This is a genomic window from Bordetella genomosp. 5, from assembly GCF_002261475.1.
Taxonomy (GTDB): domain Bacteria; phylum Pseudomonadota; class Gammaproteobacteria; order Burkholderiales; family Burkholderiaceae_B; genus Bordetella.
In genome coordinates this window covers 458,094-481,397 of the sequence record NZ_NEVN01000001.1, presented here as the reverse complement: position 1 = coordinate 481,397, position 23,304 = coordinate 458,094, and the positions used below count along the sequence as shown (strand labels likewise).

Here is a 23,304-nt window from a genome sequence, read left to right as displayed (position 1 = left end):
CAAGCTGAAGTGCTGTCGCCTGTCAGGGACAGTGGCATGCGCCGATGAATAGCCCGGGTGTTGTCCGCCTTGTTGGCGGGTGATGACGCGGGTTTAAGTTCTGGGACCCCTGAACCTAAGGAGCATGACCATGGCAACTGCCAAGAAAGCCGCCAAGAAGGCGGTTAAGAAACCCGCAGCCAAGAAGGCGGTGGTGAAGAAGGCCGCTCCGGCCAAGAAAGCCGCAGCCAAGAAAGTCGCTGTGAAGAAGGTCGCTGCCAAGAAGCCGGCAGTGAAGAAGGTCGCCGCCAAGAAGCCGGCAGCCAAGAAGGTAGCCGCCAAGAAACCGGCCGCCAAGAAGGTCGCCGCCAAGAAGCCGGCAGCCAAGAAAGCCGTAGCCAAGAAGGCTGTTGCCAAGAAGGCTGTCGCCAAGAAGGCCGTCGCCAAGAAGGCGCCCGCCAAGAAGGCCGTAGCCAAGAAGGCTGTCGCCAAGAAGGCCGTTGCCAAGAAAGCCGTCGCCAAAAAGGCGCCTGCCAAAAAGGCCGTAGCCAAGAAGGCGGTCGCCAAGAAGGCTCCGGCCAAGAAGGCTGCTGCTGCCAAGAAGGCGCCTGCTGCTGCCAAGAAGGCTGTCGCTGCGAAGAAGCCGGCTGCCAAGAAGGCTGCTGCAAAGAAGCCTGCTGCCAAGAAGGCTGCCCCGAAGAAGCCCGCAACGCCGCCCTCCACGGCTGCTGCCCCGGGTGCCAAGACCGCGCTGAACCCCGCCGCGTCGTGGCCCTTCCCCACGGGTGGCCGTCCGTAATACGGACGCGTCTACGCGCTAGCAGTACTTCAGCCGCCTGGCCTCGCCAGGCGGCTTTTTACATTGATGCATGCGAAAATGTTCGCTTGCCCAGTCCGGTAGAGAGTCCATGCTCGCGCAAATCCTGAATTTCCTGATCGACATCCTGTTCACCCTGTTCGGCGCCGGTCTGGTGCTGCGGGCCTGGATCCATGCCGTGCGCATGCCGCCCTTCAATCCGTTGGCGCGGGCTGTCTATCAGGGCACCAACTGGCTCGTGCTGCCGCTGCGCCGCGTGATTCCTTCCGGCAACAGCATCGAATGGGCGAGCCTCTTCGCGGCCTGGCTTGCCGCCATCCTGTTTCTCGTTCTCAGCCTTCTGATCACGCTGCCGCTGCAACTGATCGGCGCGCTGTTTCCCACGCTGCTGCTGGTGGCCGTGCTTCAGGTGCTCAAGTGGGCGCTCAACCTGATCGTGTGGCTCACGCTGATCCAGGCCGTGCTGTCGTGGGTGAACCCCGCCTCGCCGTTGATGGGCCTGCTGCAGATGCTGACCGCGCCGCTGCTGGACCCGGTACGCCGCGTCCTGCCCCGCACCGCCATCGACTTCTCGCCGCTGGTCGTGCTCATCCTCGCGCAGGTGCTGATGATGGTCGTCACCAATCTCAGCTATCGCGCCATGGCGATCGGCCCGTTCTGATCTCGGCTTCGCGGCCATGAAAAAACCCGCGTCCAGAAGGACGCGGGTTTGCTCGCATGGAGCTGGCGCTAAACCAACTCCGCAGTGGGGCCCATCCGACTGCGCGCGATGCCCGAAAAAACGGTAATTCAGCCTGCCATCAGAGCGGCGTGACGCGCGTGGGGCCCGCGCCGCTGACGACCTGCACGCGCTGGCCCACACTGACCGGCACGTCGGCTTCCTGAGCCACGACACGGGTTTCGCCGTTGTCGAGGCGCACGGTGATTTCATAGCCCGAGCTGCGGCCGACCTGGTTTTCGACGGCATTGCCGGCGAGCGCACCCAGGATCACACCACCGACGGTGGCAATGGTACGGCCGGTGCCGCCACCGATTGCATTGCCCGCGACGCCACCCAGCGCGCCACCGGCGAGCATGCCGCCGCCGCTGGACTTGTCGTTCTGGATGGTGATCGGGCGCACGCCCGTGACGGTACCGGTACGCACGATCTGCTCACGCTGCGCCTGGCCATACGAATAGGTATTGGCGGAGGCACTGGGATTCGCGCAGCCCGAAAGCACCGCCACCGAGGTGACGACGGCAGCGACTGCCAGCCAGCGGCCGGCGCGCGGAACCGAAGCAGAGGGGGTAAGGGTATTGTTCATGAAGACTCCTCGATCGGAACACTACGACACTAATTGGATGATACTCCCGGCCCAACGCCGGAAACTTCCTGCCGGGAAACAGGGTGAAACCAAGGTGGGCCAGTGTGTAACCACACGGTACGGCGCCCTGCGTAGCGGCCCTGTCGGGGCTATCTCATCATTAGAGGCGACATGCAGGCGGGAGGTTCCCGCTCGCATGCGCCGCGTCGCACCGTGAGGTTCGACACGCCTCGCAGCCCGCGTGCCCGGCGCTCGCCTCGCGCGCGCGGCATGCGATCAGCCGAGACGCAGACCGTAGACCGCGTGCAGACGCGCGTCGATGTCGGCGCGGCTGGGCGCGTGATTCTGCGGACCGCGCGAGGCGATCTTGATCGCGCCCATCAGGTTGCCCAGACGGCAGCTGTCGGCCCAGCTCCAGCCCGAGGTCAGACCGTAAAGCAGGCCGCCACGGTGGGCATCGCCGCAACCCGTCGGGTCGACCACTTCGTCGGCCGTGACCGGCTCGATCTCGATGCTCTGGCCTTCGGTGATCAGCGTGGCGCCCTGCGCGCCGCGCGTGATGACCACGGCCTTTAGCGTCTTGGCGATGTCCTGCATGCTGCGGCCGGTGCGCTCTTCGACCACGCCGGCTTCGTAATCGTTGACCGTCATGGCCTGCGCGAGGCCGAGCATGCGCTCGATGTCTTCGCTGTTGAAGAGGGGCATGGCCTGGCCCAGATCGAAGATGAACGGGATGCCGCGCGCGTTCAGTGCCTCGGCGTGCGCGAACATGCCTTCTTTCGAGTCGGGCGCGACGATGGCCCATTCGGCCTGCGCCTGCGACAGGTCGTTTTGCGACGAGAACGACATCGCGCCGGGGTGGAAGGCGGCGATCTGGTTGTCGTCGAGGTCGGTGGTGATGAAGCACTGCGCGGTCAGCGTGCCCGGCACGGTGCGCACGTAGGTGCTGTCGATCTGTTGCGCGGCCAGCCGTTCGAAGTATTCGCCGGCATCTTCCCCCACGGTGGCCACGGGCAGCGGCTGGCCGCCCAGCAGCTTGAGGTTGTAGGCGATGTTGCCCGCGCATCCGCCGTACTCCTTGCGCATGGTCGGCACCAGGAACGACACGCTCAGCGACTGAATGCGGTTGGGCAGGATGTGTTCTTTGAAGTGGCCTTCGAACACGGCGATCATGTCGAACGCCATCGAACCGCAAATCAAAACAGGGGCCGTCATGCTGGATCCTTAAGTGTGAATCAGGGGAAGAATTTGTCGAGCTGATAGCCGTTGACCTGCAGCCCCGTGACCTCCACGGGCACCGAGATCTGCGCTTCGCCGGCGGCCGCGAAAGGCCCGCCCGCCTGTTGCGGCGCGAGGTAATCGCGCGGCAACAACACCTTGCGCGCCACCACCGTATCCGACATGTCCGTGAGCTGCAGCACGAGCGCGGGCCAGGGCTGCGGTTTGTCGAAGCGGTTGCGCAGCGTCACGTTGAGCACCAGGCGGCTGCGGCCGTCTTCGGACGCGCCGGCCGCGCCGCTGGGCGGCTGCAGCGACGACGCGGAGATCGCGATGCGCTCGATGCGCCGCGCGTAGCCCACCGTGCAATCGAGCGGCTTGCAGGCGAGCTCGAGCACCGGACGCAGCGCCGGTACGCCGGTCGCGATGGGCGTGCGATAGACGTAGAGCAATTGCAGCAGCAAGGCGATGACGCCGAGCAGGCACAACAGCCCCCAGATGCGCCGGCCCGCGCGGCGCGATTCCACGCGATCGTCGTCGAGGAATTCGGGCGGCGTACGGCCACTGTCGGTGCTGCTCGAATAACGCGTGCGGGCCTCGCCGAGCACGGGCTCGGCGGCATGCGCATCGAGATCGTCGTCGTCGAGCTCGGCCTCGGCGGTGGCGGCAACGGGCTCGGCACGCGCAGCGGCGCGGCTGGTGGCAGCCCGGCCGAGCGCAGCCGAGTCGGAATAAACGGGCGTCAGCCGCGCGCGGCCGCCATCGGCCGACAGACCCGGTTCGCGCGGCGCATCGCCCAGACGCGGTTCATCGCGCCCGGCGCCAGCCCGGCGCGGGCCGCGGATCACGGCCGGCGCGTCGTCGCTCAGCGAGGGCTCGTCGTCCCAGGGTGGCACGGCGGCGGCGCCGAGGCGAGGCTCGCGCTCGTCGCGTTCGGCCCGCATCAGGGCGTCGGCCGCCAGGGGCATCGACACATACGGCGCGGGCGACGCCGCGGGCGCGTCGGCCTCGTCGTCTTCGAACGCGTCGTCCGCTTGCGGCTCGACCGTGTCGCGGCGCATGTCCGCGCGACCGCGCAGGACGGCCGGCGGCACCGGGGGCAGCGGCTGCGGCGCCACCGGCGTGGGCGCCGCGGCATGGGAATAAACGGGTTCGGCGGGCGATACGGCGGCCGGCGCCGGCTCGGTGGCGCGCGGACTCGCGGCCGGGGCGAACGACGGCGCCGCGGGCGTGGGCGGCGCCGCATCGGCGGGCTGCGTCAGCGTGGGCACCACCGGCTCGGCCGGTTGCACCAGGCAGGCGCGGCCGTCGAAAACGGTCTGGCAGGCGCCGCAGCGCACCAGCCCATTGCGGATCCGCAGTTGGTCAGCCACGACCTTGAAGGAGGCGCCGCAATGCGGACAACGTGTCACCAAGGCCATGTGCTGCCCCGCCTCGTCGTCAGGCCTTGCGGCCGCTCAGGCAGACCCAGCCGTCGCGCGCGCGCCAGACCGACAGGGCGATCCAGGGCGCATACGCGGCGGCCACTTCTTCGGCCTGACGCTCGAGCACGCCCGACAACACCAGTGCCCCGCCGGGCGCCACGCGTCCGGCCAGCATCGGCGCGAGCACCTTGAGCGGGTTGGAAAGAATATTGGCGACCACCACGTCAAAGGTGCCGTCGGACAAGCCCTCGGGCAGCATCGCGGTGAGTTCGACCTGATTGGTGCGGGCGTTGTCTTCGGAAGCCTGCACGGCCTGCGGATCGATGTCGACCGCCAGCGTCTCGCCGGCGCCGAGCTTGCGCGCGGCGATGGCCAGGATGCCCGAACCGCAACCGTAGTCGAGCACGTTCGCGCCCTGGGGCAGCTCGGCTTCGAGCCAGGCCAGGCAGAGATGGGTCGTGGGATGGCTGCCGGTGCCGAAGGCGAGACCGGGGTCGAGCTCGATATGGATCGAGGCCTCGGGCGTGGCGGCGATGGCCTCGGCCACGCCCGGATCGTCGCGATGCCAGCTGGGCACGATCCACAGCCGCTCGGAAATCTGGATGGGGCCGAACTGGGATTGCGTCAGGCGCACCCAGTCGGCGTCGGGCACGTCGCGCAGCGTCCAGCCCTCGAAGAGCGCGGGATCCAGCCCGGCCTCGACGGCGGCTTGCGCCAGCAACTGAGCGGGGTCGGCGCCATCGGGCAGCAGCGCCACGACGCGGTTGTGGTCCCAGGCCTGGACTTCCGGCTCGGTGCCCGGCTCGCCGAACAAGGGGCGCTCTTCTTCGGTACCGAAATCGGCGTCTTCGACGGAGACGGAGAGCACGCCGGCCTCGAGCAGCGCATCGGACAGCGCTTCGGCCTGCGCCTCGCGGCAATGAAGGACGAGTTCACGCATGTGATGAGTTCCATGGGTGGAGCGCCCTTGCGGGGCGACCCACCTAATATAGCGAAGCAAAAAACGGGGGGCCAGAGGCCCCCCGATTCAGGCTGGTCAGGGACGCTGAGCCAACTTGTGTTCGAGGTAGTGGATGCTGGTGCCGCCTTCGATGAAGCGGGCATCCGTCAACAGCTCGCGATGCAGCGGGATGTTGGTCTGAATTCCCTCGACGACCATTTCGGACAGGGCCGTGCGCATGCGCGCCAGGGCCTGGTCACGCGTGTCGCCATACGTGATGACCTTGGCGATCATCGAATCGTAGTTGGGCGGCACGAAATAGCCATTGAACACGTGCGAATCGATACGCACGCCCGGACCACCGGCGACGTGCCAGTTGGTGATGCGGCCGGGGCTGGGCACGAAACGGAACGGATCTTCGGCGTTGATGCGGCACTCGATCGCGTGACCCTTGAACTGGATGTCGCGCTGGCGCAGCGTGAACTTTTCGCCGGCGGCGATCAGGATCTGCTGCTGAACCAGATCGATGCCCGTGATCAGTTCGGTGACCGGGTGCTCGACCTGAATACGGGTGTTCATTTCGATGAAATAGAACTCTCCGTTTTCGTACAGGAACTCGAACGTGCCGGCACCGCGGTAGCCCATCTTGCGGCAGGCGTCGGCGCAACGATCACCGATGCGCTCGATCAGACGACGGGCGATGCCCGGCGCCGGCGCTTCTTCGATGACCTTCTGGTGGCGGCGCTGCATCGAGCAGTCGCGCTCGCCCAGCCAGACGGCGTTGCGGCCGCCATCGGCCAGCACCTGAATCTCCACATGGCGGGGGTTCTCGAGGAACTTCTCCATATAGACTTCAGGGTTGTTGAACGCGGCGCCCGCCTCGGAACGCGTCATCGTGACGGCGTTCAGCAGCGCGGCTTCGGTGTAGACCACGCGCATGCCGCGGCCACCACCGCCACCGGCGGCCTTGATGATGACCGGGTAGCCCACCTCGCGCGCGATGCGCACGATTTCCTGGGGATCATCGGGCAGCGCGCCTTCAGAACCGGGCACCACCGGCACACCGGCTTCGATCATGGCGTGCTTGGCGCTGACCTTGTCGCCCATCAGGCGAATGGTGTCGGGGCGCGGGCCGATGAACACGAAGCCGCTCTTCTCGACGCGGTCGGCGAAGTCGGCGTTTTCGGAAAGAAAACCGTAACCCGGGTGGATCGCCTCGGAGTCCGTCACTTCGGCGGCCGAGATGATGGCCGGCATGTTCAGGTAGCTCTCGCGCGACGGCGCCGGTCCGATGCAGACGGACTCGTCGGCCAGACGGACGTACTTGGCGTCGCGATCGGCTTCGGAGTGCACCACCACGGTCTTGATACCCAGCTCGCGGCAGGCGCGCTGGATGCGCAGAGCGATCTCGCCGCGATTGGCGATCAGGATTTTTTCAAACATTTTGCGCTATCAGCCAATGACGAACAGCGGTTGACCGTACTCGACGGGCTCGCCGTTTTCGACCAGGATTTCTTTGATCACACCGGACTTGTCGGCTTCGATCTCGTTGAGCAGCTTCATCGCTTCGATGATGCACAGCGGATCGCCTTCCTTGACGGATTGGCCGACTTCGATGAACGGTGCGGCGCCCGGATTGGGCGAGCGGTAGAACGTGCCGACCATCGGGGCCTTGACCACGTGGCCCTGGATCACCGGAGCGGCGGGCTCGGCGGCGGCAGGCGCGGCGGCCGGCGTGGCGACGACGGCGGGCGCTTCGGGAGCCTGGTAGGCGACCGGCTGAAGGGCCTGGGAGAACTTGACGATGCGAACCTTGCCTTCGCCTTCGGTGATTTCGAGCTCGGCAATGCCCGATTCAGCCACCAGGTCGATCAGGGTCTTGAGTTTTCGGAGGTCCATAGAAGCTGCTTCCCGATTGAGTTTGACGGCGCCCGTGTCTATCGCGGGTCGCGCCGTATATTTAGGATGTGAATCTTGATCCGGGTGAGAGTCAGTGCCGCGCCGCGTAGCGCAGGGCTGCCTCATAGCCATCCGCGCCAAGTCCGGAGATCAGGCCGATGGCCAGGTCGGACAGGTACGAGTGATGCCGGAACGGCTCGCGCTTGTACAGGTTGGACAAATGTACTTCAATAAATGGGATCGCCACCCCGGCCAACGCGTCGCGCACCGCCACACTGGTATGCGTGTAAGCCGCCGCGTTGATGATGATGAAGTCGGTGCCGTCCTGGGCGGCCGCCTGAATGCGGTCCACCAGCGCCCCTTCGTGATTGCTTTGCCACGCCGCCAGGGTCACGCCCAATTGCGCCGCCAGGGCTTCGAGCCCCTCGTTGATCTGCACCAGCGTGAGGCTGCCGTAGATATGAGGTTCGCGAGTCCCGAGCAGATTCAGATTGGGGCCATGCAATACCAGTATGCGTTGTGCCATGAGCTTGCCATATGCTGGCAAAACAATCGATAAGGCGACTTTTTACGCCAATTCCGGTTATTTGTCCAATTGAATCAAGCCACTACGCGCGCTATCGAAGCGTCGAGCTTGGCCGGATCGATTTCGCCCAGGATTTTCTCGCTAATGCTGCCATCTGCGTTCAAAACCAGCGTAAATGGCAGCCCACCGGACGGATTGCCCAGCTGACGCAGTGTGTCGATGGCGCTCATGCCCATGACGAGCAGCGGATAGCTGACCACCACTTTCTCCTGGAATTTGCGGATGTTGTCGACATTATCGACGCCGATCCCGACCAGCTGCACCCCTGGGTACTTTTTGCTCAAGGCTTCGAGCTCGGGCATCTCGCGCACGCACGGGGCGCACCACGTTGCCCAGAAATTGATCACCATCGGCTTGCCGCGCCACTGCGACAGCGCCTGCGTCTGGCCGGCCACGTCGGGCAGCGACATGGCGAGCAGATCGGCGGCGGTGGGCTGCGCGCCGGCGGCCTGACCCGATTGGGCACCCGCGCTCGCGCCAGCGCCCGATGACGGCGTGTCGGCCTTGCGGCCAATGAAATAGGTGGCCACGCCCGCACCCACGATGGCGACGGCGGCGGTAGACAGAAAGAGTCGGCGGTTCATGCTGCGATCATAGCCGCTGATGGCGCCCGTGCCGAGCCCCGGCTTGCCCGCGACATGCCTCTACAATGCAGCCAGGAGATTCAGTATGCATCTGCACATTCTTGGTATTTGCGGCACGTTCATGGGTGGCCTGGCGCTGATCGCACGCGCGGCCGGGCACAAGGTCACCGGCTGCGACGCGGGCGTCTACCCGCCGATGAGCACTCAGCTGGCCGAACAGGGCATCGAGCTGATCGAGGGCTTCGGCGCCGACCAGCTGGCGCTGCAGCCCGACCTGTTCGTGATCGGCAATGTCGTGAGCCGGGGCAACCCCCTGATGGAAGCCATCCTGAATTCGGGTGCGCGCTACGTGTCCGGACCGCAGTGGCTGGGCGAGAACGTCCTGCCCGGCGGGCATGTGCTGGCCGTGGCGGGTACGCACGGCAAGACCACCACGAGCTCGATGCTGGCCTGGATTCTCGAGCACGCCGGATTGAATCCCAATTTCCTGATCGGCGGCGTCGCCAACGATCTCAAGGTGTCGGCGCGTTTCGATCCCTCGGTGCGCCCGTTCGTGATCGAGGCCGATGAATACGATACGGCGTTCTTCGACAAGCGCTCCAAGTTCGTGCACTACCGCCCGCGAACCGCCGTACTCAACAACCTCGAATTCGATCATGCCGATATCTTCCCGGATCTCGCCGCGATCGAAACGCAGTTCCATCACCTCGTGCGCACCATTCCTGGCGCGGGCCGGATCGTGCTGCCCGCCGGCTCGCCGGCGCTGGAACGCGTGATTGCGCGCGGTTGCTGGTCCGAAACCGTGTACTTCGGCGCGGATGCAGGCTGGAGCGCGGGTCCGGCGGATGCCGACGGCGCTTTCGAGGTGCGACGGGCCGGCGTGCCGGCCGGGACGGTGCGCTGGACCTTGAGCGGCGAGCACAACCGCATGAACGCGCTGGCCGCGCTGGCCGCGGCCGAGCATGTGGGCGTGGAAGCGGCCGCGGGCATCGAGGCGCTGTCGCGCTTCGGCGGCGTGAAGCGCCGCATGGAACTGCGCGGCACGGTCGATGGCGTGCGCGTGTACGACGATTTCGCGCACCACCCCACCGCCATCGACACCACCATCGCCGGCCTGCGCAGGCAGGTGGGCGAGGCCCGGATCCTGGCCGTGCTCGAGCCGCGCTCCAACACCATGAGGCTCGGCACGATGGCGGCGCGCCTGCCCGATGCGCTCAAACAGGCCGATCTGGTCTTCTGCTTCGGCGCGCACGAAGGCAAGCATGCATTGGGCTGGAATCCGGCCGAGGTGCTCGCGCCGCTGGGCGAGCGCGCCACCAGCCATGACGACCTCGACGCGCTGGTGCGCGCGGTGACCGCCGCGGCACGCCCCGGCGACAATATCCTGGTCATGAGCAACGGCGGATTCGGCGGGGTGCATGGCAAGCTGCTCGACGCGCTGCGCGCACGCGCCGCCGCCTGAGCCCCTACTCTCTATATAGCCACCCCACGACACCATGGCCCGCGACCGCATCCTGTACCTGCATGGTTTCCGCTCATCGCCCGACTCGTTCAAGTCGCGGCTGATGGCAGAGGCCCTGCAGGCCCGCGGCCTCGAGGCGGCGTGGGCGAGCCCGCAACTGCCGGCCAGTCCGGCACAGGCGGCCCGCCTGATCGACCACCTTGCCCGGCAATGGCTGGACGCCGGGTGCGAGGCTTCCGACCTGACGGTGATCGGCTCGTCATTGGGCGGTTATTACGCCACCTGGGCCGCCGAGCGCCTCGGGTGCAAGGCGGTGCTGCTGAACCCCGCCGTCCACGCCGCGCGCGACCTGGCGACGCAGGTGGGCGAGCACCGCATGTATCATTCGGACGCGCCGTTCGTGTTTCTCCCCGAGTACGTGGACGAGCTGAAGGCGCTGGACGTCGCGGCGATCACCCGCCCCGAACGCTATTTCCTGGTCGCCGCGACCGGCGATGAAGTGCTGGACTGGCGCGAGATGCGCGACCGTTTCCAGGGCTGCCGCCAACGCATCATCCCGGGCAGCGACCATGGCCTCTCGGACTTTGCCGAGCACATCGACGAAGTGCTTGATTTCGCGCTGGCCAACCCCCACAGATAACGATCCGACCCCAAAGACAGCGTGCGGTGCTCCCGCCCGATGGACCCCTCAATATGTACGTGTTTTACGAAGACGACGGCAGTTTCAAGGCCGGCAACATCCTGTCGGAGACCGACGCCAGCCTGCAGGTTGAGTCCGAATCGGGCAAGCGCAGCAAGATCAAGCGCAACAACACCCTGTTCACGTTCGCCAAGCCGGAGCCGGCCGCGCTGATGAGCCAGGCCCAGGCCATGGCCGAAGAGATCGACCTGCAGTTCCTCTGGGAATGCGCGCCGCAGGAGGAGTTCGACTCGCCCGCCCTGGCGGCCGATTACTTCGGCCACGCGCCCAGCCCCGTCGAACAGGCCGCCATCCTGATGCGCCTGCACGGCGCCCCCGCCTACTTCCATCGCCGCGGCCGCGGCCAGTACCGTCCGGCCCCGCCCGACATCCTGGCCGCCGCGCTGGCCGCGCTCGACAAGAAGCAGCGCCAGGCCGAGCAGCAGCAGGCCTGGGTCGACGACATGGCCGCGGGCCGCCTGCCCGAGGAGATCGCGCAGGTCGCCGAGAGCCTCGTGGTGCGCCCCGACAAGAACACCATGCAATGGAAGGCGCTCGAGGCCGCCTGCGCACGTCTGCAGAAGAGCCCCGACCGCCTGCTGCTCGAGCTGGGCGCCTGGCCGCATCCGCTGGCGCTGCACAAGCGCCGCTTCCTGGCCGTCAATTTCCCGCGCGGCGTGGGTTTCCCGGACGTGGAAATTCCGCCGATCGGGCGCGACCTGCCGCTCGCCGATGCCGAGATCTATTCGGTCGACGACATCACGACCACCGAAATCGACGATGCCCTGTCCGTGACCCCGCTCGAGGGCGACCGGGTGCGCATCGGCATCCACGTGGCCGCTCCCGGCCTGTCGGTGACGCGTGACAGCGAACTCGACAAGCTCGCCCGCGCGCGCCTGTCCACCGTCTACATGCCGGGCGACAAGATCCCGATGCAGCCCGACAGCGTGATCCAGCACTTCTCGCTGGATGCGGGCCGGGAGGTGCCGGCCCTGTCGCTCTACGTGACGGCGGATCTCGCGACCGGCGAAATCCTCGAGACCGACACGCGTCTGGAACGCATCGTGGTGCGCGAGAACCTGCGCCACAACATGCTGGACGCCGAGGTCACCGAGGCCGCGCTCAACGACCCGGACGCGGTGCTGCCTTACGGCCATTGGCTGCGTCCGCTGTGGCGCCTGGCGCAGCACCTCACCGCCCAGCGCGAGGCCGTGCGCGGCAAGCCCGAGAACAACTCGCGCGTCGAGTACAGCTTCTACCTCGACGGCAACCCGGACGATCCCGACACGGTCGTGCGCCTCGTGCCGCGCCAGCGCAATGCGCCGCTGGACCGCATGGTGGCCGAATACATGATCCTGGCCAACAACACCTGGGGCGGCCTGCTGCACCAGCATGGCGTGCCGGGCATCTATCGCTCGCAGCAGGCCGGCCGCGTGCGCATGAGCACTCAGGCCCTGCCGCACGAAGCCATCGGCGTGCCGCAGTACGCCTGGAGCACCTCGCCGCTGCGCCGCTACGTCGACCTCGTGAATCAGTGGCAACTGATCGCGGCCGTGGAGCACGGCGTGTCCGCGCGGCTGGTGGCCCCGTTCAAGCCCAAGGATGCGGATCTGTTCGCCATCATCGGCGCGTTCGATGCGCAATACACGGCCTGGGCCGAGTTCCAGAGCGCGATGGAGCGCTACTGGGTGCTGCGCTGGCTCAAGCAGCACAACGTGACGCGCAGCGTCGCCCACGTGCTGCGCGAAGACCTCGTACGCCTGGCGGACGCCCCGCTCGTGACGCGCGTGGGGGGCCTGCCCGAACTCGAACGCGGCACCGCGGTGCAGATCGACATTCTGGGCATGGACGAGCTCTCGCTCGAACTCGACTGCCGCTATGTCGGCACCGTCGAGGCCTGACGCTGCCCTCACCAGACGCACGCGACCGGGCTAAAATCGGTCGCGTGCACTCCCCACACTCCCCATCCTCGCCGCCGGCGCGTTTCTGGCATTGGCTGGGTGCTCCCGCCCAGCACTACCTGCTCGTCGGCATCGCCATCTCGCTGCTGGTGCACGCGGGACTGCTCGCGTGGCGCTTCGGCGCCGCCGCGTCGCGGCCGTCCGTGCCCGCGAGCCTCGAGGTGACGCTGGTCAACGCCAACACCGACAGCGCGCCGGTGCGTGCCCAGGTGATCGCCCAGACCAACATCGACGGCGGCGGCAATGCCGCCAGCGGCGTCGCCACCACGCCCCTGCCCCGGACCGGCGAGTCGCCCGACACCATCGTGCTCGAAGCCATGCGGCAGCGCCAGGCGCAGCTCGAAGCCGAACAACTGCGCCTGCTCACGCAGCTGCAGGCGCGCGAACGGGGCGCCGCCGAGCGCACGGCCGTGCATCCCTGGACCGATTCGTCGGTCGCGGGCGACGCCTCGCATGACCAGCCCGGCCTGGTGCAGAACGCCCAGGTGGCCGCGCTCGCCGCCCGCGTGCAGGCCTACAACGCGCAGCCGCGCCGCAGCTTCGTGGCGCCGTCGGCACAGGCCTCGCCCTATGCCGCCTACCTCGACGCCTGGCGCACACGCATCGAGACCGTGGGCACGCAGCAATACCCGGAACAGGCGCGCGGCAAAATCTACGGCACGCTACGCATCACGGTGACGGTGCGCGCCGACGGCACGCTGGCCGGCTTCGAGATCGATCAGCCCTCGGAACACGCCGTGCTCAACCAGGCCGCGCGACGCATCGTGCAGATGGCCGCGCCGTTCGCCCCGCTGCCGCCCGATCTCGCGCGTGAAACCGATGAACTCGTGATCACGCGCACCTGGCATTTCGTCAACGACACACTGGAAACCTCCGCCCCATGACCCAGGAGACCGCGATTCCGCTCTACGCCGTGGTGGGCAATCCCATCAGCCACAGCCGCTCGCCGCAGATCCATGCGCTGTTCGCCGAACAAACCGGCGTGGCCATGCGCTACGACCGCCTGCTGGCCCCCGTGGACGGCTTCGCGGCCACCGTCGAGGCCTTCGTGGCGCAAGGCGGCGCGGGCCTGAACGTCACCGTGCCGTTCAAGCAGGAGGCCTACGCGCTGGCCGCCGGACGCCTGAGCGAGCGCGCGCGGCTGGCCGGCGCGGTCAACACGCTGTGGTGGCGCGACGGACAGGTACATGGCTGCAACACCGACGGCGTGGGCCTGGTGAGCGACCTGCTGCGCCTGGGCGTGCGCCTGGCCGGCGCGCGGGTGCTGCTGGTCGGCGCGGGCGGCGCGGCGCGCGGCGTGCTCCATCCGCTGGTGCAGGCTGGCTGCGAGCGCATCCGCGTGGTCAACCGCACGGTCGAACGCGCGCACGATCTGATCGCCGACTGGAACGCCAGCGGCACACCGTCCGCCGCGCAGCTGGGAGCGGGCACCCTGGCCGAGGCCGGCATCGAAGGCGGCTGGAACGTGGTCATCAACGCCACGGCCAGCGGGCTGGCGGGCACCACGCCCGACCTGCCGCCCGGGCTTTACGCCGCGGATGCCATCGCCTACGACATGATGTATGCCGCGCTGCCCACCGCCTTCATGCGCCAGGCCACGGCCGAAGGCGCAGCGCGCACGGCCGATGGCCTGGGCATGCTGGTGGGCCAGGCCGCCGAGAGCTTCTTCCTGTGGCACGGCGTGCGGCCCGATCCGGCGCCGGTGCTTACACGGCTGCGCGCCGAGCTGCTGGCTCAGGAGGCCTGAGCAGGATGGCGGCCGCCCGCTCGTCGTCGCGCAGCCGCGGCAAACTGAACTGGTTGAAGGTGTCGGGCGCGCTCATCATGGCGCTGGCCTGCCTCTTCATCCTGTATCAGCTCTGGCTCTTCTGCATGGTGGTCTGGTACGCGCATCGCGAACCCGGCAGCTCGGCCATGATGCGCCAGGAGCTCTCGCGCCTGCGCGAGACCGATCCCAAGGCCGAGCTCAAGTACACCTGGGTGCCCTACGACAAGATCAACCGCTCGCTCAAGCAGGCCGTGATCGCCTCCGAGGATGCCAACTTCACCGAGCACGAAGGCGTGGAGTGGGAGGCCATCCGCAAGGCCTGGGAGTACAACCAGCGCCAGGAAGAGCGCGGCGGTCAGCGCATGCGCGGCGGCTCGACCATCACCCAGCAGCTGGCCAAGAATCTGTTTCTGTCGAGCTCGCGCAGCTATGTGCGCAAGGGCCAGGAGCTGATTCTCACCTTCATGATCGAACGCGTGATGCCCAAGGAGCGGATCCTCGAGCTCTACCTCAACGTGGCCGAATGGGGCGTCGGGGTGTTCGGCGCCGAGGCGGCCGCCCAGCACTATTACGGCACCAGCGCGGCCCGGCTGGGCTCGGCCCAGTCGGCGCGGCTGGCGGCCATGCTGCCCAACCCGCGTTACTACGACCGGCACCGCAGCACCGGCTATCTCAATTCGCGCACCGCCACCCTGCAACGGCGCATGCGCATGGTCGAGATTCCCTGACGCCGCAAACGGCCGCTCAGGTCCCATATTTGTTAAGCTGTCTCGTTTTACGCGTCACCAAGAAAGCGCGTCCCACCGGTTCCTCGATTCATGCGTACTGCCCGCCGTTACCTGGCCCGCGAGATCTATCGCTCCTGCGCAGTGGTCCTTCTGGCCCTGCTGGGCCTTTTCACGTTCTTCGCGCTGGTCGACGACCTCGACAACGTCGGTGAAAAATTCAGCATGTGGGCGCTGTTCTACATGCAGGGTCTCGCCTTGCCGACGCGCCTCTACGACCTCCTGCCCATCGGCCTGCTGATCGGCGCCATCCTGGCCCTGGCCGGCCTGGCGCAGCGCAACGAGCTCGTGATCCTGCGCGTCTCCGGCGTGAGCGGCATGCGGCTCATGCGCATGCTGTGGCTCATCACGATCCCGCTCATGGTCGGCGCCACCCTGCTCTCCGAGTTCGTCACGCCGATCGCCGAGATCAAGAGCGGCGAGGCGGACCTCACCCTGCGCGGCAAGACCGGCGGCGGACGCCTGAACAGCGGTTATTGGTTCAAGGAGCCCACCGGCACCGGCGGCACGCGCGTCATCAACATCAAGACCCTGCTGGGCGACGGCCAGGTCCGGGACGTCATGCTGTTCGAGCTCAAGCCCAACCTCGAACTGCAGGGGCTGGCGCAGGCCGCCAGCGGCCGCTTCCAGGACGGCGACCTGATCCTCACTGACGTGACCGAGACGCGCATCGACGACGAGGCGGCGCAGGCGCTGGCCAACGGCAAGCCGCCCGAGCGCAAGCCCGCCCAGGTGGTCAAGGTGCCCGAGCTGCGACTCGACACCACGCTGAGCGGCGAGCGCCTGTTGGCGCGGGTGCTCACGCCCGAGCGCATGTCGCTCGTGACCCTGATCGATTACATCGACTATCTGCACAACAACCAGCTACAGGCCGACCGCCAGGTCGTGGCGCTGTGGCGCAAGTTCGTCTACCCCTTCACGCTGCTGGTGATGATCACGATCGCCGCGCCCATCGGCTTCATGCAGACCCGCCGCGGCGGGGTCGGCGCCAAGGTCTTCATCGGCATCCTGCTGGGCGTGGCCTTCTTCATGGTCAATCAGCTCGCCCTCAACGTGGGCATGCTCAACCGTTGGCCGCCCTGGCTCACGGCGCTCGGCCCCAATCTGGCCGCGCTCGCGCTCGCGCTGGGCGCCCTCACCATGATGGAATACCGCCATGCGATCTCTCGCCTCGCCGAGCGCCGCTGGCCCTGGAGAAAAGTTCCGGTATGACTGGCAGCATCTGGATGATCGGCGATGTGCAGGGCTGCTGCGCCTCGCTGGATCAATTGCTGGCTCACCCCGAGGTGGCGGCCGACCCCGACGCGCGTTTCTGGTTCGCGGGTGACCTGGTCAACCGCGGCCCGCAATCGCTCGCGACCCTGCGCCGCATCATCGGCTTGGGCGACCGCGCCGTGTCGGTGCTGGGCAACCACGACCTGCATCTGCTCGCGGCGGCCGCCGGTGTGCGCAAGCCGTCCAAATCCGACACGCTCGACGACATCCTGCGCGCGCCCGACGCCGGCGACCTGATCGACTGGCTGCGCCACCGTCCGCTCGCCCACTTCGAACATGGCCACCTGATGGTGCACGCCGGCGTGCTGGCCAAATGGGACGTGGAAAAGGTGCTGGAGCTGGCCGACGAGGTCCAGCGCGCGCTGCGCGGCCCCAACTGGCAGAAGGCCCTGCAGAAGATGTATGGCAACGAGCCGGCCAACTGGAAAGAAGATCACAAGGGCGGCAAGCGGCTGCGGGTCATCATCAATGCACTGACCCGGATTCGTCTGTGCACGCCCAACGGGCACATGGAGTTCGCGACCAAGGTGGCGCCCGGCGCCTGGCCTGCCGGCCTGGTGCCCTGGTTCGACGTGCCCAACCGTGCCACGCGCGACGTGACGATCGTATTCGGCCACTGGTCGACGCTGGGCCTGCTGGTGCGTCCGCACCTGCTCTGCCTCGACACCGGCTGCGTCTGGGGTGGCTCGCTTACCGGCATGCGCCTGCACGATCGCAAGCTGGTGCAGATCCGCTGTGCCCAATCGCAGGCGCCCGGATCCGAATGACACGGCGCACGCCGGCACGAAAAAAAACGCGGCTTCTGAACTGACCCCCAGAAGTTGGATGGTCAGAAGCTAAAGCCCGAAGGCCTGAGCTCGGTATTGCACCGGGCTCAGGCCTTTTAGCTTGAGCTTGATGCGGTCGTGATTGTAGTAACGGATGTACTGCCTGATGCCGGCCTGCAACTGCTCGATACCTTCGAAGCGGTTGAGGTGGAAGAACTCAGCCTTCAACGTACCGAAGAAGCTCTCCATGGCCGCATTGTCCAGGCAGTTTCCTTTACGCGACATGCTTTGCGTTACTGACCGGGCTGCGAGCATGTGCCGGTAGGTGGGTTGCTGGTACTGCCAACCTTGGTCGGAGTGCAGGACAGGACGGTCCGTCGGGCGTAGCCGAGCCAGCGCCTTTTTCAGCATGTTGCTCACGAGCGTGAACACCGGTCGTCGGCTGGTCTCGTAAGCCACGATCTCGCCGTTGTACAGGTCCATCACCGGCGACAGGTACAACTTCTCTCCGCGCACGTTAAATTCGGTCACGTCGGTGACCCATTTCTCGTGAGGACGCGCGGCCTCGAAGTCACGCGCCAACACATTGGTCGCCACGTGATGTGACTGGCCTCGGTATGACCGGTACTTCTTGGCGCGCACAAGCGACTTTAAGCCCAATGCCTGCATTAGTTTCTGCACCGTTTTGTGGTTCACCAGATCACCCGCCTGACGCAAAACCGCCGTGATACGGCGGTAGCCATAGCGGCCTTTATGACGCGCGAAGATCGCGCCGATACGTTGCTTTAGCTCAGCGTACGGATCTGCGGCGTCCAGCACCTTCAGGTGGTAATAGAACGTGCTGCGTGACAGCTCGGCCACACGCAGCAGTCGTTCCAGCGGATGCTTATGCCTCAATCCTTGGACCACTTGCGCTTTCCAACGAGCGCTTTGGTCTTTTCCGCTTCGATCAAGGCATCGAGCTTTTTTAGGTAGTCCAACTCCGCTCGCAGGTTCGCAACTTCTTCGAGAAGCTCTTCCTTGGTCATGTCCTTGGACACGGGCTCTGGGGGGTATTTGTGGGGCATGCTTGCTCCTGGACGCTTGCGCGCCAACGCCTCTATACCCCCAGCATCATACTGGGTACGCCACTTCGCAATATGACCTGAACTGCGGATCCCCAGCAGTGTCGCGGCCTGGATGTCCGATAGTCCTTGGTCGCGGATCTTGCGCAACACCGACTGCTTGAAGGCTGCGCTATAAGCCCCTGACTGCCGGCGTAGACCTGCTAAGCCATGTACGCGATAGCTCTCGACCCATCCTCGGACCAGCGAATGTTGCAGTTCGTGGCGCGCCGCCACCGAACGACCACTCTCAGTGCCCTTCAAACACTCCCGAACCACCTTTAACTTGAACTGCTCGTTGTACTTCGCCATGTAAAAACCCCCGAAGGTTGGATCAATATCCAACTTTCGGGGGTCAGTTCATTCGGGCCGCGTTTTTCATGGTGCCGGGCGTCGTGTTCAGAGCCGGGCGAGGATGGCCTCGCGCGCGGCGCGGGACAGCTCCAGCCGCGTGAAGGGCGTGCCGTCGGCATGATGCGTGGCGAGCACGGGCAGAAAGGCTACCTCGACCGCCACACCCGTCGCGCCCAGCACGCGCCAGAGGTTCGCGACCAGGCTTTCTTCGCCCACGAACGCGGCGAACCCGCTGCGCTGACCGTGGTGCATGAAGCGCAGCACCACGGGCTGCACGGCCACGTCGGCGGCGCGCGCCGGTTCGAACAGGCTGGCATGGAAGGGCCGCAGATCCAGGCCCTCGGTCGTGGTGCCTTCCGGAAACAGGCCGACGGCCTCGCCCCGGTCGAAACAGGACTGAATCGATTCGCCCATGGCATGCACGGCGTGACGCTGGGTGCGTTCGATGAACAGGGTGCCGGCGCCGGCGGCGAGCCAGCCGATGACGGGCCAGCCGCGGATTTCGGCCTTGGCGACGAACGACGTGGCGCGCACGGCGTTGACGACGAAGATGTCGATCCAGGAGACGTGGTTGGCGACCCACAGCACCGAACCCGTCAGGCGCGGCTCGCCGGTGGTGGTGACGTGCACGCCGCACATGCGCAACAGCACGCGCGACCAGAAACGGTTGAGCGCGGCGCGCTGCCGGCCGTTCAGGACGCGGTAGACCACACTCACGCAGAACAGGCCGAACAGGATCCACGGCAGCACCAGGGCCACCCGGAACACGAAACGCAAAAGCTTCAAAACGAACTCTCCCAGGCCGGATCACCGCCCACCCAGGCAGCGCAGACTCGACCGGGCAGCATCATACCCGCGAACGGTGTCGCGGCGTTCACGGCGCCCAGCGCGTCCGGACTGGCGAACCACTCCGCGTCGAGGTCGGCCAGGCACAGATCCGCGGGCGCGCCGACCTGCAGGCGCCCGGCCGCCAGACCGGCCACCGCGGCCGGACCGCTGGTGACGCAGGCGAGCGCCCGCGAGAGCGGCAAGCGGCTGTCCAGCGCCCATTTGCAGGCCAGCGAAAACAACAGCCCCACGCCCGCCGCCCCCGGGGCGGTCTCGGCAAAGGGCGCGATCTTGTCGTCCGGACCGAGCACGGCATGATCCGAGCAGAGCGCGGCGATGGTGCCGTCGGCCAGGCCCTGAGCCAGTGCCGCCCGGTCGCGCTGACCGCGCAGCGGCGGCCGCAGATGACAATGGGCGTCGTAGAAACCGATATCGAGCTCGGTGAGGTGCAGATGCTGGATCGACACGTCGCACGTGACGGACAGGCCGTCAGCGCGCGCCTGCCGCACCAGCGTCACGGCGGCCTCGCTCGACAGACGCGTCAGATGCAGCCTCGCGCCGGTTTCGCGTTGCAGCGCGAGCAGCAGTTGCACCGCCTGGGTTTCGGCGGCCAGCGGCACGCCGGGCAGGCCGAGCCGCGTGGCATAGGCGCCGGCGGCCACTACACCCGCGCCGAAGCGCGGGTCGTGCGGACGTACCCACAGCGGCAGGCCGGCCTGCGCCGCGTCCTGCATGAGCCAGCGCAGCACGCGCGCATCGCGCGGCAGCGCGGGGTCGAGCGCCCCCGACAGCGCACCGGCGCGGGCCAGCGCGGCGGGATCGGCCCGGCGCGACTCGCCGTCGTGAAGCAGGCCACAGGCAAACACGCGCGGCAGGCCGGGCGCGCCGAACGCGCGCGCGGCAGGCAGCGTGGCCGCATCGGTCAGCGCGGTGGCGCCGTGCCACGCCGGCAGGACCAGCGAGGTCACGCCGGCGCGCAGGGCCGCCTGCAGCACCGCGCGAGAGGCGGCACTGTCGTCGGGCAGGCGCACCGAGAGATCGATCAAACCGGGCAGCAGCGCCCTGCCCCGCGCATCGACCACGCGCTCGGCGTTCGGGCCGGGCGTCAGCTCGCCGAGCGCCGCGATGCGGCCATCGACCACGCGCAGCGAGCCGATGGCATCGCGGCCGCTGGCGGGGTCGAGCAGGCGGGCGTTGTCGATACGCAGACTGGCCGGGGCTGTCATCGGAGCTCCGCGATCTGATCGAACACTGCCGCCACGACCGCCCGCGCGTGAACCGCGCGACTGGCCATGGCCGGACGGGCCCGCTGCACGGCGGCCGCGTCGAGCTCGAGCGCGGCTGCGGCAACCGCTGCGGCATCGACGCCGGCATGCAGGACCACGACATCCGGACGCGTCGCCGCCAGACGCGCACCGTCCAGGCGCCAATCGGCCGCATACGCGGCCGCGCTGCCGACGCGGCCCTGCGCCACGCTTTCGGGCGCGAGCGGCAGCACGACCACGACATCGGCGCCGGCCAGCCCGGAATCGAGGTCGGGCCAGCCGTGCACGCCCAGCTCGGCCAGACCGTCCGGCAACAGGGCGGCAGGCGCCACGGCGCGCAATTGCGGCGCACCCAGCGTGGTGAGGGCATGAATGAGCGAGCGCGCGGCGGGCGCATGGGCCAGATCGCCGAGCAGCGTCACGGTGAGTTCGGTAAAGCCGCCCAGCGCGTCGCGGATGGCCATCAGGTCGGCCAACGCGGCAAGCGGCTGGGCATGCAGACCATCGCCGGCATTGATGACGCGCAGGCCCGCCGGCGCATGACGCGCGGCCAGGTGCGCGGCGCCGCTGCTGCCGTGCCGCAGCACCAACGTGGTCACGCCACGCGCGCGCAGCTCGCCGAGCCAGCGCGGCAGTGCGGCCCCGCGCGGCAGGCACGGCACGCCGGGCGCCACGCAGGCACGGCCCGTCAGCTCGGCGGCGGCCGCACACGCCTGCTCCCAGAAGGGATCCGGCGCATCGAACAGCATCGAGACCGCCCCCGCCGGCGCGCGGGGCGCCACGGCGGCATCGCGCGCATGACTTGCCGCGCCATCGAGCAGCGGCTCGAGCAGGCGCCGCGGCAGGCCTTCGGTCGTGAGCAGATGCACGAGCGCGCCCTGCCGGTCGAGCTGGGGATTGAACATCAGACCTGCGGCAGCGCGTCGAGGTAGCGCTGCAGGATCACGGCAGCGGCCATCGCATCGTCGGCCGCGTGGCTGCCCAGCAGGCGCTGGGCCTCCATGCTCGAGCCGCGCTCGTCGACCAGCGTCACGTCGAGGCCGAAGCGGCCGTGCAACTGGTTGGCGAATCGCCGGCAGCGCAGCGTGGCCGGCTGATCGCCGCCATCGGTATCGAGCGCGAGGCCCACGATGACGCGCTGCGGCTGCCACTCCTGGAGCAACTGTTCGATGCGGCCGAAGCGCGCATCGCGCCGCTCGGACATGATGATCTCGAGCGGGCGAGCGTGCCGGGTGAGCGTGTTGCCGATCGCGATGCCGATTTTCTTTTCGCCGAAATCGAACGCGAGCAGGGTTTCCTCACGCATGTCCGGCTTCACCGGCCAGCATCACCGGATCGATGCCCAGCAGCTTGAGCGCGGCGGGATAGCGTTCTTCGGCAGGCGTATCGAAGATGATGTGGGCTTCGGCATCGACGTTGAGCCAGGCGTTTTGTGCCATCTCGCTCTCGAGCTGGCCCGCGCCCCACCCGGCATAGCCGAGCGTGACCAGCATGCGGCTCGGCCCGTTGCCGTCGGCCACGGCCTGCAGCACGTCGCGCGAGGTGGTGAGCGCGAGCTCGCCCAGCCGGATGCTGGACGTGTATTCGCCCGCCGGCGCATGCAGCACGAAGCCGCGGTCGGTCTGGACGGGTCCGCCGAAGAAGACGGGATCGTCGACTGGTCCGATCTCGAGCTTGAGATCGATGCGTTCGAAGAGCAGCGCCAGCGTGAGATCGGTGGGCCGGTTGATGACGAGCCCGAGCGCGCCGCGAGGCGTGTGCTCGCAGACGAAAATCACGGTGCCCGCCAGGGCGCCCTCGACCATGCCGGGCATGGCGAGCAGGAACTGATTGGAGAAATCGGCCGCCAACGCAGGTGCGTCGTCGGCGTCGTCGGTGCGAGTGTGTTCGGTCATGGCAAACCCCTTGCAAGGGCAATCTGAGCGGGCACCCGCCGGGGGCACGAGGCCGCCCCGAGGGCGGCCTGCCTTGAGCCGCTACGGGCTCAGATTTCCATCAGTTCGAAATCTTCCTTGCGTGCGCCGCACTCGGGACAGACCCAGTTCGGCGGTACGTCTTCCCAACGGGTGCCGGGAGCGATTCCCTCGTCGGGCAAGCCTGCCTCCTCGTCGTAAACCCAGCCACAGATAAGACACATCCAAGTACGCATAGTTCTCTCTTGCCTTGCGCCGCGCTGCCCCGGAGCGGGCAATTCGCGGAAAGCATCCATTAGAATGGGCATATCTTACCGAAACCCGATGGGGTTCTTTCCTGATGCAACGCAAATCGGGAAGTTCGCCATCACGATGCGCGCTGTTCAGGTTCAA

The 23,304-nt window shown here is 67.3% G+C and carries 25 protein-coding genes; 10 read left to right on the top strand and 15 right to left on the bottom strand.

Translation table 11 applies throughout. The features are described from left to right. Window positions 1–130: 130 nt before the first annotated feature. Complete coding sequence (locus CEK29_RS02300) at window positions 131–778, top strand: histone H1-like repetitive region-containing protein (protein WP_094798578.1); 648 nt, start codon at window positions 131–133, stop codon at window positions 776–778. A gap of 109 nt (window positions 779–887) precedes the next feature. Further along, entirely contained in the window at window positions 888–1,457 is a 570-nt protein-coding gene (locus tag CEK29_RS02295) for a YggT family protein (protein WP_094798577.1), read from the top strand. A 139-nt stretch (window positions 1,458–1,596) separates the two neighbouring features. Here CEK29_RS02295 and CEK29_RS02290 read toward each other — a convergent pair whose 3' ends face one another. From CEK29_RS02290 to CEK29_RS02255, 8 genes are all read right to left on the bottom strand, one after another. Beyond that, on the bottom strand, window positions 1,597–2,100 hold the full coding sequence (locus CEK29_RS02290; protein WP_094798576.1) for a glycine zipper 2TM domain-containing protein: 504 nt from the start codon (window positions 2,098–2,100) through the stop codon (window positions 1,597–1,599). A gap of 276 nt (window positions 2,101–2,376) precedes the next feature. Further along, window positions 2,377–3,315, bottom strand: a complete 939-nt coding sequence (locus tag CEK29_RS02285; protein ID WP_094798575.1) for a carbohydrate kinase family protein — start codon at window positions 3,313–3,315, stop codon at window positions 2,377–2,379. Between the two features lie 20 nt (window positions 3,316–3,335). Further along, window positions 3,336–4,739 (bottom strand): DUF3426 domain-containing protein, encoded by a 1,404-nt coding sequence (locus CEK29_RS02280; protein WP_094857205.1) that lies wholly within the window; start codon window positions 4,737–4,739, stop codon window positions 3,336–3,338. A 19-nt stretch (window positions 4,740–4,758) separates the two neighbouring features. After that, entirely contained in the window at window positions 4,759–5,682 is a 924-nt protein-coding gene (prmA, locus tag CEK29_RS02275; RefSeq protein WP_094798573.1) for a 50S ribosomal protein L11 methyltransferase, read from the bottom strand. Between the two features lie 96 nt (window positions 5,683–5,778). Further along, complete coding sequence (gene accC, locus CEK29_RS02270) at window positions 5,779–7,125, bottom strand: acetyl-CoA carboxylase biotin carboxylase subunit (RefSeq protein WP_094798572.1); 1,347 nt, start codon at window positions 7,123–7,125, stop codon at window positions 5,779–5,781. A 9-nt stretch (window positions 7,126–7,134) separates the two neighbouring features. After that, window positions 7,135–7,581 carry an acetyl-CoA carboxylase biotin carboxyl carrier protein gene (accB, locus tag CEK29_RS02265; RefSeq protein WP_094798571.1) on the bottom strand — a complete coding sequence of 149 codons (447 nt, stop codon included), beginning with the start codon at window positions 7,579–7,581 and terminating at the stop codon, window positions 7,135–7,137. A gap of 91 nt (window positions 7,582–7,672) precedes the next feature. Next, a complete protein-coding gene (gene aroQ, locus CEK29_RS02260) occupies window positions 7,673–8,107 on the bottom strand; it encodes a type II 3-dehydroquinate dehydratase (protein ID WP_094857204.1) in 435 nt (144 codons plus the stop codon). 74 nt (window positions 8,108–8,181) lie between these two features. Then, on the bottom strand, window positions 8,182–8,751 hold the full coding sequence (locus tag CEK29_RS02255) for a TlpA family protein disulfide reductase (protein WP_094857203.1): 570 nt from the start codon (window positions 8,749–8,751) through the stop codon (window positions 8,182–8,184). 85 nt (window positions 8,752–8,836) lie between these two features. On the opposite strand from CEK29_RS02255, the gene mpl reads away from it, so the two are divergent. From mpl to CEK29_RS02215, 8 genes are all read left to right on the top strand, one after another. Continuing rightward, window positions 8,837–10,213 (top strand): UDP-N-acetylmuramate:L-alanyl-gamma-D-glutamyl-meso-diaminopimelate ligase, encoded by a 1,377-nt coding sequence (gene mpl / locus CEK29_RS02250; RefSeq protein ID WP_094857202.1) that lies wholly within the window; start codon window positions 8,837–8,839, stop codon window positions 10,211–10,213. A gap of 34 nt (window positions 10,214–10,247) precedes the next feature. Beyond that, entirely contained in the window at window positions 10,248–10,853 is a 606-nt protein-coding gene (locus CEK29_RS02245; protein ID WP_094857201.1) for a YqiA/YcfP family alpha/beta fold hydrolase, read from the top strand. 53 nt (window positions 10,854–10,906) lie between these two features. After that, window positions 10,907–12,793, top strand: coding sequence for a ribonuclease catalytic domain-containing protein (locus CEK29_RS02240; protein WP_094798566.1), 1,887 nt, complete (start codon window positions 10,907–10,909; stop codon window positions 12,791–12,793). Between the two features lie 44 nt (window positions 12,794–12,837). Further along, window positions 12,838–13,737, top strand: a complete 900-nt coding sequence (locus tag CEK29_RS02235; protein ID WP_094857200.1) for a TonB family protein — start codon at window positions 12,838–12,840, stop codon at window positions 13,735–13,737. Next, window positions 13,734–14,600, top strand: coding sequence for a shikimate dehydrogenase (aroE, locus tag CEK29_RS02230; protein ID WP_094857199.1), 867 nt, complete (start codon window positions 13,734–13,736; stop codon window positions 14,598–14,600). Before CEK29_RS02235 ends, aroE begins: the two co-directional genes overlap by 4 nt. A gap of 5 nt (window positions 14,601–14,605) precedes the next feature. Beyond that, the gene (mtgA, locus tag CEK29_RS02225) at window positions 14,606–15,349 is read left to right on the top strand and encodes a monofunctional biosynthetic peptidoglycan transglycosylase (protein WP_141217884.1); all 744 of its coding nucleotides are present in this window, start codon (window positions 14,606–14,608) and stop codon (window positions 15,347–15,349) included. A gap of 90 nt (window positions 15,350–15,439) precedes the next feature. Beyond that, window positions 15,440–16,618, top strand: coding sequence for an LPS export ABC transporter permease LptG (lptG, locus tag CEK29_RS02220; RefSeq protein WP_094857198.1), 1,179 nt, complete (start codon window positions 15,440–15,442; stop codon window positions 16,616–16,618). Further along, on the top strand, window positions 16,615–17,448 hold the full coding sequence (locus CEK29_RS02215) for a symmetrical bis(5'-nucleosyl)-tetraphosphatase (RefSeq protein WP_094798562.1): 834 nt from the start codon (window positions 16,615–16,617) through the stop codon (window positions 17,446–17,448). The genes lptG and CEK29_RS02215 overlap by 4 nt, the downstream gene beginning before the upstream one ends. A 69-nt stretch (window positions 17,449–17,517) precedes the next feature. Here CEK29_RS02215 and CEK29_RS02210 read toward each other — a convergent pair. The 7 genes from CEK29_RS02210 to CEK29_RS02180 form a co-directional block, all read right to left on the bottom strand. Further along, window positions 17,518–18,863, bottom strand: a protein-coding gene (locus CEK29_RS02210; protein WP_255176043.1) for an IS3 family transposase whose coding sequence is annotated in 2 segments (ribosomal slippage) — window positions 17,518–18,419 and window positions 18,419–18,863 — 1,347 coding nt in all. Because the reading frame shifts where the segments join, the coding sequence is not laid out codon by codon here. A gap of 87 nt (window positions 18,864–18,950) precedes the next feature. Next, window positions 18,951–19,691: a lysophospholipid acyltransferase family protein gene (locus tag CEK29_RS02205; RefSeq protein ID WP_094857197.1), complete on the bottom strand. Its 741-nt coding sequence runs from the start codon at window positions 19,689–19,691 to the stop codon at window positions 18,951–18,953. Then, window positions 19,688–20,959, bottom strand: a complete 1,272-nt coding sequence (locus tag CEK29_RS02200) for an amidohydrolase family protein (protein WP_094857196.1) — start codon at window positions 20,957–20,959, stop codon at window positions 19,688–19,690. The genes CEK29_RS02205 and CEK29_RS02200 overlap by 4 nt, the downstream gene beginning before the upstream one ends. Beyond that, complete coding sequence (locus tag CEK29_RS02195) at window positions 20,956–21,903, bottom strand: hypothetical protein (protein ID WP_094857195.1); 948 nt, start codon at window positions 21,901–21,903, stop codon at window positions 20,956–20,958. The genes CEK29_RS02200 and CEK29_RS02195 overlap by 4 nt, the downstream gene beginning before the upstream one ends. Beyond that, the gene (ruvX, locus tag CEK29_RS02190) at window positions 21,903–22,304 is read right to left on the bottom strand and encodes a Holliday junction resolvase RuvX (RefSeq protein WP_094857194.1); all 402 of its coding nucleotides are present in this window, start codon (window positions 22,302–22,304) and stop codon (window positions 21,903–21,905) included. Before ruvX ends, CEK29_RS02195 begins: the two co-directional genes overlap by 1 nt. After that, window positions 22,297–22,893, bottom strand: coding sequence for a YqgE/AlgH family protein (locus CEK29_RS02185; RefSeq protein WP_094798557.1), 597 nt, complete (start codon window positions 22,891–22,893; stop codon window positions 22,297–22,299). The genes ruvX and CEK29_RS02185 overlap by 8 nt, the downstream gene beginning before the upstream one ends. 89 nt (window positions 22,894–22,982) lie before the next feature. Continuing rightward, window positions 22,983–23,147: a rubredoxin gene (locus CEK29_RS02180; RefSeq protein ID WP_003814980.1), complete on the bottom strand. Its 165-nt coding sequence runs from the start codon at window positions 23,145–23,147 to the stop codon at window positions 22,983–22,985. Window positions 23,148–23,304: the final 157 nt, after the last annotated feature.

What these genes read in the sequence shown, in the direction of transcription:
- CEK29_RS02255 (WP_094857203.1), bottom strand. Translation starts at nt 8,751, where the DNA reads ATGAACCGCCGACTCTTTCTGTCTACCGCCGCCGTCGCCATCGTGGGT.
- CEK29_RS02295 (WP_094798577.1), top strand. Translation starts at nt 888, where the DNA reads ATGCTCGCGCAAATCCTGAATTTCCTGATCGACATCCTGTTCACCCTG.
- mtgA (WP_141217884.1), top strand. Translation starts at nt 14,606, where the DNA reads ATGGCGGCCGCCCGCTCGTCGTCGCGCAGCCGCGGCAAACTGAACTGG.
- CEK29_RS02180 (WP_003814980.1), bottom strand. Translation starts at nt 23,147, where the DNA reads ATGCGTACTTGGATGTGTCTTATCTGTGGCTGGGTTTACGACGAGGAG.
- CEK29_RS02215 (WP_094798562.1), top strand. Translation starts at nt 16,615, where the DNA reads ATGACTGGCAGCATCTGGATGATCGGCGATGTGCAGGGCTGCTGCGCC.
- CEK29_RS02280 (WP_094857205.1), bottom strand. Translation starts at nt 4,739, where the DNA reads ATGGCCTTGGTGACACGTTGTCCGCATTGCGGCGCCTCCTTCAAGGTC.
- aroQ (WP_094857204.1), bottom strand. Translation starts at nt 8,107, where the DNA reads ATGGCACAACGCATACTGGTATTGCATGGCCCCAATCTGAATCTGCTC.
- CEK29_RS02200 (WP_094857196.1), bottom strand. Translation starts at nt 20,959, where the DNA reads ATGACAGCCCCGGCCAGTCTGCGTATCGACAACGCCCGCCTGCTCGAC.
- CEK29_RS02185 (WP_094798557.1), bottom strand. Translation starts at nt 22,893, where the DNA reads ATGACCGAACACACTCGCACCGACGACGCCGACGACGCACCTGCGTTG.
- CEK29_RS02290 (WP_094798576.1), bottom strand. Translation starts at nt 2,100, where the DNA reads ATGAACAATACCCTTACCCCCTCTGCTTCGGTTCCGCGCGCCGGCCGC.
- CEK29_RS02245 (WP_094857201.1), top strand. Translation starts at nt 10,248, where the DNA reads ATGGCCCGCGACCGCATCCTGTACCTGCATGGTTTCCGCTCATCGCCC.
- prmA (WP_094798573.1), bottom strand. Translation starts at nt 5,682, where the DNA reads ATGCGTGAACTCGTCCTTCATTGCCGCGAGGCGCAGGCCGAAGCGCTG.
- ruvX (WP_094857194.1), bottom strand. Translation starts at nt 22,304, where the DNA reads ATGCGTGAGGAAACCCTGCTCGCGTTCGATTTCGGCGAAAAGAAAATC.
- lptG (WP_094857198.1), top strand. Translation starts at nt 15,440, where the DNA reads ATGCGTACTGCCCGCCGTTACCTGGCCCGCGAGATCTATCGCTCCTGC.
- CEK29_RS02195 (WP_094857195.1), bottom strand. Translation starts at nt 21,903, where the DNA reads ATGTTCAATCCCCAGCTCGACCGGCAGGGCGCGCTCGTGCATCTGCTC.
- CEK29_RS02285 (WP_094798575.1), bottom strand. Translation starts at nt 3,315, where the DNA reads ATGACGGCCCCTGTTTTGATTTGCGGTTCGATGGCGTTCGACATGATC.
- CEK29_RS02300 (WP_094798578.1), top strand. Translation starts at nt 131, where the DNA reads ATGGCAACTGCCAAGAAAGCCGCCAAGAAGGCGGTTAAGAAACCCGCA.
- mpl (WP_094857202.1), top strand. Translation starts at nt 8,837, where the DNA reads ATGCATCTGCACATTCTTGGTATTTGCGGCACGTTCATGGGTGGCCTG.
- accC (WP_094798572.1), bottom strand. Translation starts at nt 7,125, where the DNA reads ATGTTTGAAAAAATCCTGATCGCCAATCGCGGCGAGATCGCTCTGCGC.
- accB (WP_094798571.1), bottom strand. Translation starts at nt 7,581, where the DNA reads ATGGACCTCCGAAAACTCAAGACCCTGATCGACCTGGTGGCTGAATCG.
- aroE (WP_094857199.1), top strand. Translation starts at nt 13,734, where the DNA reads ATGACCCAGGAGACCGCGATTCCGCTCTACGCCGTGGTGGGCAATCCC.
- CEK29_RS02240 (WP_094798566.1), top strand. Translation starts at nt 10,907, where the DNA reads ATGTACGTGTTTTACGAAGACGACGGCAGTTTCAAGGCCGGCAACATC.